This window comes from Actinomadura sp. KC345 (genome assembly GCF_004348515.1).
Taxonomy (GTDB): Bacteria; Actinomycetota; Actinomycetes; order Streptosporangiales; family Streptosporangiaceae; genus Spirillospora.
Genome location: NZ_SMKH01000081.1, coordinates 17,603 through 28,055 on the forward strand (window position 1 = coordinate 17,603; position 10,453 = coordinate 28,055).

Here is a 10,453-nt window from a genome sequence, read left to right on the forward strand (position 1 = left end):
TCGCCCGCCATCCTCGCAGAGTGACCAAGGAGTCACGCTACGAACACGAAACTCCCTGGAAGATCCCGTGCCGCCGTCCCGGAGGAGGTGGGTCAGGCCGTTTCCTGCTGGCGCATCCAGCGGATCTCCGCCTCGATGAACTCGTCGAGGTCGCCGTCCAGGACCGAGGATGGGTTGCCGACCTCGACGCCGGTACGCAGGTCCTTCACGATCTGGTAGGGGTGCAGCACGTAGTTGCGGATCTGGGTGCCCCAGCTGCTGGTGCCCTCGCCCCGCAGCGCGGACATCTTCTCCGCCTCCTCCTGGCGCTTGCGCTCCAGGAGCTTGGCCTGCAGGACGTTCATCGCCGTGGCGCGGTTCTGGATCTGGCTGCGCTCGTTCTGGCAGGACACGACGATCCCGGACGGGATGTGGGTGATCCGCACGGCGGAGTCGGTGGTGTTGACGCCCTGGCCGCCGGGCCCGGACGACCGGTACACGTCGACGCGCAGGTCGTTCTCGTCGATGTCGACGTGGTCGCTCTGCTCCACCACGGGGACGACGTCCAGGCCCGCGAACGAGGTCTGGCGGCGGCCCTGGTTGTCGAACGGGGAGATCCGGACCAGCCGGTGCGTGCCGTGCTCGCCGCGCAGCGTCCCGTAGGCGTAGGGGGCCTTCACCACGAAGGTCGTGGACTTGATCCCGGCCTCTTCGGCGTGGGAGGTCTCGTAGATCTCCGTCGGGTAGTTGTGCCGCTCGGCCCAGCGCAGGTACATCCGCTGGAGCTGCTCGGCCCAGTCGGCCGCGTCGACCCCGCCGGCCTGCGCGTTGATGGTGACCAGCGCCTCCCGGGCGTCGTACTCGCCCGACATGAGGGTGCGGACCTCGAGCTGCTGGACGGCCTTCAGCAGCGCCGCCAGCTCCCCGTCGGCCTCCGCGCGCGTGTCGGCGTCGTCCATCTCCTGGGCGAGTTCGTACAGGGTGGCGGCGTCGTCGAGCCGCTGCCGCAGGCCCTCGACCTTGCCCAGCTCGCTTTCCAGGTACGACAGGCGGCGCGTCACCGTCTGCGCACGCTCCTGGTCGCTCCACAGGTCGGGGTCGGCCGACTGCTCGCGCAGCTCGGCGATGTCACGCCGCATGCCGTCGAGGTCCAGCACCTGCTCGATACCGGACAGTGTCGAGCCGAGCTCCTTGAGCTGCTCTTCGGGTTCGATGGCTGCCACGCTTCCGAGCCTATCGCCGTCCGGGCACTGCTCTTCGCCGTCCCGGCGCCGCCGGCCGCGTCCCGCCACGCCGCCGTGCGGCGAACGGGAGCGCACGGCCAATATCATTGGGGATGGCAGAATCACGGGCCGAGGACGCCGGCCGGAGGGTGGCCGGCATGAAAATCGGTCCGGGGGACGGTCTGTGCACAGGTTCACACGGGTGATCGCGGCCGTGGTGCCGCTCATCCTGGCGCTCGGCGCCGCGGGCTGCGCCGAGGGCGAGAGCGAGGCGCGGCCGACCGTCAGCGTGCCCACGACGTCCCCGCCCGAGCCGGTTCCGCTGACGCCGGAGTCCGCGGAGGAGGCGTTCCGCACCTACGTCACCGACGAGGACGTGGCCAGGGCCGCCGGTGACGAGCGGCTGGCCCTGAACTGGACGACCGGCGGGCAGCGGCAGCTCACCGCGGCCGAGTTCCGCGAGGCCGCCTACGACGGCGATCCGGTGCGGCGCTTCGCCTATGGCAAGCCCGAGCTGTACGTCCCGAAGCTGAAGGACGACGCCTACCCGCACTGGTTCATGGCGTCGGTGGGCCGCTCCGTCCTCGGCGAGCGTGGGAGCGGGCGCACGGTGCTGACGGCGTTCGTCCGGAACAGCCCGTCCGACCGCTGGAAGCTCACGTTCGCGACCGTCATGCAGAAGAAGGCGAAGCTGCCGGAGGTCGAGATCGATGACGACGGCTACGCGGAGGCGCTCGGCACCGACGACACGTCGCTCCTGATCCGTCCCCGCGACGTCATCGGCATCCACGCGACGGTCGCCGCGGAGGGCGGCGGCAGCGTCGCCGCCAAGGTGATGAAGTCCAGTGCCGTCACCACCGGGTTCTACAAGGACACCAAGAAGGCCACGAAGAACGCCAAGGAGGACGACCTCACGCTCCAGGTCGTCTACACGGCCACGCCCTTCCCCTACTTCGGGGTGCGGACGGAGAGCGGCGGCGGCCTGATCGTCTACTCGCTGTTCCGCAGCACCTCGCTCACCGCCGAGGACCCCGGCACGCCCAAGCCGGAGATCCCCGAGGAGGCGGAGCACCTGCTCGACGGCACCGTCGAGGGGAACCAGATCGACACGACCGCGACCCTGCACTTCGCGGCCTACGACCCGGAACGCGCCGACGAGGGCGACCGTCAGGCGAAGGCGCAGGTCATCGCCGACCACGGCGCGATCTCCAAGGCGTCCACGCCGCCGCTCAAGAAGACCCCTTAGCGCGTCCGGAGCCGCGCGTCCCGGAGCCGGTCGCGGCTCAGGCTCAGCCCGGACCGGGCCCGCTCCTCAGCCGTAGACGCGCTGCAGCACGAGTGCCGCGAACAGCAGGGCGACAAGGCCGGCGAGGACGAGGACGGGCGATCCTGACACTCCGTGACGATGCAGTTCCGAACGGGCTTCGCGGCATGTGGGGCAGCGCCCCTCCACGACCGGGTTCGAGCACTGGGCGCAGATCAGATGTTCGCAGCTCATGTCATGGCCCCAATCTCCGAGAACGGCACGCGGGTCCGTGCGGGATGCGTCGACCTGTCCGGCGTCTGTCCACCGATTAGGTATCTTTCGCCATCATCCAGCGTAGCCGGACTGTATGGTCGTTCCGGCAAGTCCAGGAGCTAGACGGTATGAAACGGCCGTACGCCGGGAGACGGATCACATGGCATTGATCGGACGGCACGCGCTGATCGGGCGTTGTGGCGGTCCCGGGCTCCCGTACTCCGTCGAGTGGGACGAGGCAGTTGACCGTCCCCTCTACACTGCTCGAAGGCTCCGCGTCCCGCCTGGTCGTGGAGCCGGGTGGCGCAGACCGGAGGTCGCGGAGCATTCCGTGGCCCGCGGGCAGGGCCGCTCCCCAACCCCTAGAGACCGAACCGCCGTGATGCAGCCGTGATCCACTTCGACAACGTCACCAAGGTCTATCCGACCCAGAACCGGCCCGCCTTGCAGCACGTGAACGTCGCCATCGAAAAGGGCGAGTTCCTGTTCCTGGTGGGGCCCTCCGGATCGGGTAAGTCGACCTTCTTGCGCCTCATCCTGAAGGAGGAGCGTCCTTCCCAGGGTCACGTCCACGTGGCGGGCAAGGACCTGAACAGGCTGAGCAACTGGAAGGTGCCGCACCTGCGCCGCAGGATCGGCTGCGTCTTCCAGGACTTCCGCCTTCTCCCCAACAAGAACGTCTTCGAGAACGTCGCTTTCGCCCTTGAGGTGATCGGCAAGCCGCGGCGCTTCATCGGCAAGGTCGTCCCCGAGGTCATCGACCTCGTCGGCCTGGAGGGCAAGGCCCACCGGATGCCGGACGAGCTGTCCGGCGGCGAGCAGCAGCGCGTCGCGATCGCGCGGGCGTTCGTCAACCGGCCGATGATCCTGCTCGCCGACGAGCCGACGGGCAACATCGACCCGGCCACCTCGATCGGCATCATGAAGGTGCTGGACCGGATCAACCGCACCGGCACCACCGTCGTGATGGCCACCCACGACGCCGCGATCGTCGACGCCTTCCGCAAGCGGGTCGTCGAGCTGGAGGACGGACGGGTCGTCCGCGACCAGTCGCGCGGCGTGTACGGGCAGGCCTACTAACCGTGTTCGCCGAGGAGCGCGGGAGATCTTCCGCCCGCGAGGAGCCGGGCCGGGGCCCGGTCCGCTCCACGGCACTTCCATCTGAACCATCGATTCCTGCCGGGTCGTACGACACCCCGAGGCCCCCGAGGTAGGAACCGCCCCGCATCGGCCCCCGTTCCCCAGGCGGTACGGCCCAGGCTTCCGGCGGGACACAGGCGATCAAGGACAGCGAGGCATGCGCGTACAGTTCGTTCTCCAGGAGATCTGGATCGGTCTCCGCCGGAACATGACGATGACGATCTCCCTCGTCATCACCGTCGCCATCGCCATGGCGCTCTTCGGTACCGGGCTGCTCCTGCGGCAGCAGGTCGACTCGTCCAAAAGCTACTGGTACGACAAGATCGAGGTCTCGATCTTCCTGTGCGCCAAGACGAGCTCGAACCCGAGCTGCCAGAAGCAGGACGTCACCGACCAGCAGCGGCAGACGCTCAAGGCCCAGCTGGACAAGCTGCCGCAGGTCTCCGAGGTCCAGTACGAGAACAAGCAGCAGGCCTTCGAGCGGTTCAAGGACAACTTCGCGGGCTCGCCGGGCTTCGTGGAGAGCACCCGCGAGGGCGACATCCCCGACTCGTTCCGGGTCAAGCTGAAGAATCCCGAGGAGTACAAGGCGGTCGCGCAGGCGGTGCTCGGGCAGCCGGGCGTCGACACCGTGATCAACGAGCAGGAGATCCTCAAGCGGTTCTTCCGAATCCTGAACGGTCTCCAGGTCGCCGCGCTGACGATCGCGCTGATCCAGGTGGTCGCCGCGGTGATGCTGGTCGGCAACACCGTCCGGCTGTCGGCGTTCAACCGGCGCCGGGAGACGGGCATCATGCGGCTCGTCGGGGCGTCCAACACCTATATCCAGATGCCGTTCATCCTGGAGGGCGCCATCGCCGGCCTGATCGGCGGCATCTTCTCGTCCATCCTGCTGGTGTTCAGCAAGAAGCTGCTGATCGACAGATTGGCGGGAGACGTCCAACTCGTCAGCCAGCTCGGCTGGAGTACGGTCATCGCCGTCATCGTCGTCTCCATATGTTTCGGCGTGCTGCTATGCGCGGTCGCGTCGTTCCTCACACTGCGGAGATATCTGAAGATCTGACGCGCCGGAGCCCGGTCACGCCGGCCGGGCCCGGTGCGACCGCCGGATCCGGCGGGTTGCGCCGTCCCGCCCTTGCCGCATGATCCGGCCCCGGCCGCCGGTGCTCGCCGACGCCGGATCCCTCCGCGACCGCGACCGCGCGATGATCGTAGGATCGCGTACGTACGAGAAGGCATCGGTGCAGGGACCCGGCGCGCTCGGCGGCGGTTCGGTGATCGAGCCGGCGGTCGGTCGCCATCGGACCCCCGGCGGCCGTAACCTCGACGGGGCGGGACCAGAACACCTGGGACCGGGACGGGAACGCCGGACAAGGACTGGATGACGTGGCACGGGACACCGGGCGCAAGAAGGACACCGGGCGCAAGCTCATCGCCCAGAACAAGCGGGCCCGCTACGACTACCACATCGACGAGACGTGGGAGGCGGGCATGGTGCTGATGGGCACCGAGGTCAAGGCCCTGCGCGCCGGACGCGCATCCCTCGCCGACGGCTACGCGCACGTGATGGACGGGGAGGTCTGGCTGGAGCACGTCCACATCCCCGAGTACACGCAGGGGACCTGGACGAACCACGCACCCCGCCGGCGCCGGAAGCTGCTGCTCCACAAGCGCGAGATCCAGAAGATCACCGCCAAGTCCTCGGAGCCCGGCTGGACGCTGATCCCGCTGGCGCTGTACTTCAAGGACGGCAAGGCCAAAATCGAGATCGGCCTGGGCCGTGGTAAGAAGGCGTACGACAAGCGCCAGTCCATCGCCAAGCGGGAGGCCGAGCGGGAGATGCAGAAGGCGGCGGCTGCGCGGTTCAGGAGACGGTGAAGGGTGTCGATGAGGAACCGACGCCGCAGGCGGCGGCCCCGCAGCATCCCGACGAGGCGGCGCCGGGCGGTCGCGCTCGCCGTCTGCGGTGCGCTCGTCGGGGGCATGACGACCGGATGCTGGGCCGAGCGGTCGGCGATGCCCGCCGTCCGCGACTTCCTGATCGCCTGGCAGATCGGCAACTTCGAGGCGGCGGCCGGCAAGACCGTCGGCATGGAGCAGAAGCAGGTGGAGGACGCGCTCAGCCGCGTCAGCCAGCAGCTCGACGCCGCGTCCCTGCGGCTGTCGCTCGGCACCGGCGTGTCCGACAGCGACGTCGACCAGATCATCAAGAAGGGCGACGAGGCCGACGCGCGCTTCACCGTGAAGATCGACCTCGGTGAGAACGGCCAGCCGTGGGAGTACCCGGGGCTGATGCACCTGCGCCGCGTCGGCGGCAAATGGAAGGTCGTCTGGAGCCCCTCGATCATCCACACGAGCCTGAAGCCCGGGCAGCGGCTCGCCGTGGTGACCGAGGAGCCCGAGCGCGCCCCCGTCACCGACACCCATGGCCGCCCCGTGCTGCGGGAGGTCGGCGCCTACCACGTCGGGGTGTCTCCCGGGCAGCTCGCCGACCCTCGCAAGACCCTCGACATGCTCACCAAGCAGGCCAAGATCGATGGTCGCCGGCTCGACGCCGAACGCCTCCTCGGCCGCGTGCGCTCCGCCCCGCCGCAGGACTTCCTGCCGCTGCTGACACTCCAGGTCCCCGCGCACAACGCGCTCATCCAGCGACTGACCACCATTCCCGGGCTGGACTTCGTCGGCGTCCGGGCACCGATCGCCCCGGCCTACGCGCCCGAGCTGGTCGGGACGCTCGGTCCCGCCACCGCGGACCGCCTCCAGGAGGTCGGCGCCCCCTACCAGCCGGGTGACACCATCGGCGTCAGCGGCATCCAGCTCTTCCAGCAGCGCCGGCTCGCCGGCACGCCCACCGTCCGCGTCGTGGCGCAGGACGAGACCGGTAAGAACACCGAGGAGCTGCGCTCCTGGGAGGGCCAGGCGCCGCAGGAGGTGCAGACCACCCTCGACCCGTCCTTCCAGCGCAAGACCGACCGGGCGCTCGCGGGCCTGCAGCACCCCGCGTCCATGGTCGTGGTCCGCCCGAGCACCGGCGAGGTGCTGGCCGTGTCCAACCACGGGACGAACGGCCGGAACCTCGCGTTCGAAGCCGAGTACCCGCCCGGGATGACGTTCGGGATCGTGTCCGCCGAGGCCCTGTTCTCCCAGGCCGGCATGAGCCAGTCCACCGAGACCACCTGCCCGGGCACCGTCACCGTCGGCGGCGAGACGTTCACCAACAAGTCCCGCGGCGACGGCACGTTCGCCAACCACTTCGCCGCGTCCTGCAAGACGACCCTCGCGCAGCTCAGCGCCAAGCTGGACGCGAAGACCCTCGTCAACGAGGCGTCCCAGCTCGGCATCGGCAAGGACTGGGGCCTGACCGTCCCCGCCTTCACCGGCTCGGTGCCCACGCCGGCCAACGACGGCGAGAAGGCCGCCGCCATGATCGGCGAAGGCAACGTCCAGGTGAGCCCCCTCGCCATGGCCCTGGTGGCGGCGGCGGCCCAGAACGGCACCTGGAAGCCGCCGTACGTCCTCAAGGAAGTCCCCAAGACCGTCCAGGCGCCCCCGCCGCAGAACCTCCGGCCCGAGTCCATCGCGAGCCTCAAGAAGGTCCTCGGCCGCACCGCGTCCCACGGCAACGCCCGCGGCGCCCGCGTCGCCGACGACCTCGTCGGCGTCGCCGCCCTTGCCCCCTACCGGGACGGCGACCGCAACAAGACCGTCTCCTGGTTCGTCGGCTCCAGTGGCGACACCGCCTTCGCCATCGCCGTCCAGGGCCGCGTCAACACCCCCGACATCGCCGCCAAGTTCCTCCGCTGACCGGGCGCGGTACGACTTTGTGATCCCTTTACGCCACGGGGGCAACCAAACGGTCACCCCTGGGCGTCTTTACGGGTGACTGAGATCCCGCTTGGGGGGTTGCGGACTCAGTCGTCGTGATGAGACCAGAGCCTCGTCTCGGGGGAGGCTCTGCCGTCCGGACCGGCCCGACCCTGCCGGTCGACCCCGGTGGGTGTGACACAGCTCGCATCCACCGGGGTTCACGGCTGCCCGGGAATGACGTTGCCCGCGGGTGCGTTATCCCTGTAGCGTCAAGGTGCGCGGACGTCCCCGGACGGCCGCTTTGACAACTCAACATGGGGGTGACCGGCTTCGACTTCGGTCGTTCGAGCCAGGGGAAGCGGGTCGAGGGTTGCTGTTGTGACCTCGTTAATCCTGTGACAGCAAACCAACAACTGCCAAGAAGAATTCGCAGTCCGAGTTCGCCCTCGCCGCCTGAGCGAGTAGCGACTCTGTCAGCCTAGGAGCGTCTCCGTCCTGGGGTCTGGCATCGTAAGGAGACTCCACCTGCAAGCCCGGTCGCGGGGCTTGTAGGAACACCCAACAGCGACTGAGCCCGTCGGCGACACGCCTGCGTGAGCGCCGGGGCTGAGAAAACGCCAAGCAGGCTGCACCCGGAGAAGCCCTGGCCCTTCACCGAAGGACGCGGGTTCGATTCCCGCCACCTCCACGTACCAGCAGTAAGGCCCGACCGGGATCCCGGTCGGGCCTTACTCGTCTTGACTCGTCTTGGGGCACTCGTCTGGGGAGTTCGTCTCAGTAGGGAAACTCCCGGTCGGGCAGCGGCTGCCGTCCGGCCGGGAGCCCTGGCGGATGGACCTCGCAGTGGGCGAGGTCCGTTACTTCATCGGAGCGAAGGCCAGTGCCGTGTCACGAAGGCACGTGCCTCGTACAGCCGCCTCCGGCGCTCGGCCGGGGTGACGCTGCTGGTGTTGACCTCGATGCAGATGTCGCCGGTGTAGGCGGTCTTGGCGAGGTGCTTCACCAGCGCATCGCAGCGCTGGTCACCGCGGCCCGGCACCATGTGCAGGTCGCGGCCGGTCACGCTGTCGGACAGGTGCACGTGAGTCAGCCGATCGCCCATGGCCTCGGCCATGGTGACCGCGTCATCGCGGGAAGCGGCCGCGTGCGACACGTCCAGCGTCGTCCACCGGGTCCCCGCGGGGTTCCAGTGGGGCCGGTACCCGAACAGTCCGCGCGGGTACAGGTTCTCCACCGCGATCCGGACGTCGGTCCCGTCCTGCATCTCGGCGAGGGTTTCGACGAACGTGGCGGCGTAGGCGCGCTGCCACCAGAACGGCGGGTGCACCACGACCACCCCGGCGCCGAGCGCCTCGGCGACGGCCACGGAGTGCTGGAGCTTCCCCCAGGGATCCCGTCCCCAGACTCCCGCGGTCTGCGGGCCCAGGCACGGGGCGTGGATCGACGTGACCGGCGTCGGGTACCGGTCCTGCAGCTCCCGCAGGCGGCTGAGCCTCCACGAAGAGGGGTCGGCGACCGTCGGCATGATCTCGACGCCGTTGTAGCCCAGTTTCGTGGCGAGCTCGAAGGTCTTGCCGACTCCCTGCGGGAGCACCGAGGTCGTGGAGAGTGTGACACCCGCCCGCCGGTCGGCGGATGTGTCGGCGTGTTGATGCTGCGGATGCGAGGCTTGCCCGCCTCGATCGCAGCCCTCCCGCGTCTGCGGAAGGTCGGTGGCCGTAGCCATGTTTCGTACCTCCGTTTGTGATTTCTACGACGCCCTTGACGTCGTGCGCTTTGATCAGCGCCATCTGTGACCGTCCGGCAGCATCCGGGAGAGGCAAGCGCGAGGGCCGCTCCCGTGACGCGTGGCTACTCGACGGCAGGCGAGGACGGTACGGGTGAAGGAGGGGCACCGAGTCGAACGGTGCCTACAAACAAGATGAATGACAACGAGGCTCTGCATGCCCTGCAGAGACGACTCAAGGCGATCCGGGACATGCCCGGATCGAATCTCACCGGACCGGACTGGATCCTCAGCCCCGAGAAGAGGCGTCGGGATCTGCTGATCGCCACAGCGCTACTGCCGCTGTACGTGCCCGTGGCGGCGGCCGGAGCGTCGCTGGTCTTCCTCGGGGACGGCAAGGCGCCGCTCTTCAGGCAGCAGCGGATCGGTCAGAACGGTGTTCCGTTCGACCTTCTCCATGTCCGGACCATGCGGGACGCCCGGGGCAGGGACGCGAGCCGCGGCTCCGCCGACCCTCGGGCCCTTCGCCGCGCGAAGATCCTGCGCAAGGTCACCGCCGACCAGTTCGTCGAGTTGGTGAACGTGTTTCACGGAGACATGTCGATCACCAACCCGCGTCCCCTGCTGGAGGATGACAGGCGCCTCATGAAGAATGCCCTTCCCCGCACCCTGTACAGGGAGTGGACCTGGGCGAGCACGATCGGGCGGCCTGGAATGTACAGCACGTTCGGGAACGAGAGCATCCGGTGGGTGCCGAAGAGCGACGAGTACCTGCTTCGGCGGGCCGAGTGCGACATCGAGGACGCGCACAACGCGAGTCCGGCGCGGGACATGAAGATCCTGGGTGACACGGCGAGGATCGGCTGGTCCTTCCTCGGCGGCGGTTCGTAGTTCATCCAGCGCGATGGAGTGTGGTGCCCCTGTCCGATCCGGCAGGGGCACCACCGTTCTGCCGTGCGCTCGTGACGCCTCGGTCCGCAGGGGCGGACCGTGCGAGGGTTCGGCCACTGACGGGGCGGCCGGGGCTGGCGTAGGTTTCGCGGGTGGGCGGTGCGGAGT

Annotated in this window: 10 protein-coding genes and 1 other RNA gene; 8 read left to right on the plus strand and 3 right to left on the minus strand. The window is 68.9% G+C overall.

What is annotated here, in order from left to right:
- Positions 1 to 92 precede the first annotated feature (92 nt).
- Positions 93 to 1,202, minus strand: coding sequence for a peptide chain release factor 2 (prfB, locus tag E1281_RS15940; protein ID WP_131878864.1), 1,110 nt, complete (start codon positions 1,200 to 1,202; stop codon positions 93 to 95).
- A gap of 184 nt (positions 1,203 to 1,386) precedes the next feature.
- Here prfB and E1281_RS15945 point away from each other — a divergent pair, with 184 nt between their 5' ends.
- Positions 1,387 to 2,448, plus strand: a complete 1,062-nt coding sequence (locus E1281_RS15945) for a hypothetical protein (protein ID WP_131878866.1) — start codon at positions 1,387 to 1,389, stop codon at positions 2,446 to 2,448.
- Positions 2,449 to 2,514: 66 nt separating this feature from the next.
- Here E1281_RS15945 and E1281_RS15950 read toward each other — a convergent pair whose 3' ends face one another.
- Positions 2,515 to 2,700 carry a hypothetical protein gene (locus E1281_RS15950; protein WP_131878868.1) on the minus strand — a complete coding sequence of 62 codons (186 nt, stop codon included), beginning with the start codon at positions 2,698 to 2,700 and terminating at the stop codon, positions 2,515 to 2,517.
- A 411-nt stretch (positions 2,701 to 3,111) separates the two neighbouring features.
- On the opposite strand from E1281_RS15950, the gene ftsE reads away from it, so the two are divergent.
- The 6 genes from ftsE to ssrA all read left to right on the plus strand — a co-directional run bounded on the left by ftsE (position 3,112) and on the right by ssrA (position 8,359).
- Positions 3,112 to 3,801, plus strand: a complete 690-nt coding sequence (ftsE, locus tag E1281_RS15955; protein WP_131878870.1) for a cell division ATP-binding protein FtsE — start codon at positions 3,112 to 3,114, stop codon at positions 3,799 to 3,801.
- A gap of 217 nt (positions 3,802 to 4,018) precedes the next feature.
- On the plus strand, positions 4,019 to 4,924 hold the full coding sequence (gene ftsX, locus E1281_RS15960) for a permease-like cell division protein FtsX (protein ID WP_131878872.1): 906 nt from the start codon (positions 4,019 to 4,021) through the stop codon (positions 4,922 to 4,924).
- A gap of 79 nt (positions 4,925 to 5,003) precedes the next feature.
- Complete coding sequence (locus E1281_RS15965) at positions 5,004 to 5,246, plus strand: S41 family peptidase (protein ID WP_131878874.1); 243 nt, start codon at positions 5,004 to 5,006, stop codon at positions 5,244 to 5,246.
- Position 5,247: 1 nt separating this feature from the next.
- Positions 5,248 to 5,739 carry an SsrA-binding protein SmpB gene (gene smpB, locus E1281_RS15970; RefSeq protein ID WP_131878876.1) on the plus strand — a complete coding sequence of 164 codons (492 nt, stop codon included), beginning with the start codon at positions 5,248 to 5,250 and terminating at the stop codon, positions 5,737 to 5,739.
- 9 nt (positions 5,740 to 5,748) lie between these two features.
- Positions 5,749 to 7,665 carry a penicillin-binding transpeptidase domain-containing protein gene (locus tag E1281_RS15975; RefSeq protein ID WP_131878878.1) on the plus strand — a complete coding sequence of 639 codons (1,917 nt, stop codon included), beginning with the start codon at positions 5,749 to 5,751 and terminating at the stop codon, positions 7,663 to 7,665.
- Positions 7,666 to 7,984: 319 nt separating this feature from the next.
- Positions 7,985 to 8,359, plus strand: a transfer-messenger RNA (tmRNA) gene (gene ssrA / locus E1281_RS15980).
- A 171-nt stretch (positions 8,360 to 8,530) separates the two neighbouring features.
- Here ssrA and E1281_RS15985 read toward each other — a convergent pair.
- Positions 8,531 to 9,262 carry a sugar phosphate isomerase/epimerase gene (locus tag E1281_RS15985; protein WP_243717001.1) on the minus strand — a complete coding sequence of 244 codons (732 nt, stop codon included), beginning with the start codon at positions 9,260 to 9,262 and terminating at the stop codon, positions 8,531 to 8,533.
- 327 nt (positions 9,263 to 9,589) lie between these two features.
- On the opposite strand from E1281_RS15985, the gene E1281_RS15990 reads away from it, so the two are divergent.
- Positions 9,590 to 10,285, plus strand: coding sequence for a sugar transferase (locus tag E1281_RS15990; RefSeq protein WP_131878881.1), 696 nt, complete (start codon positions 9,590 to 9,592; stop codon positions 10,283 to 10,285).
- Positions 10,286 to 10,453 lie beyond the last annotated feature (168 nt).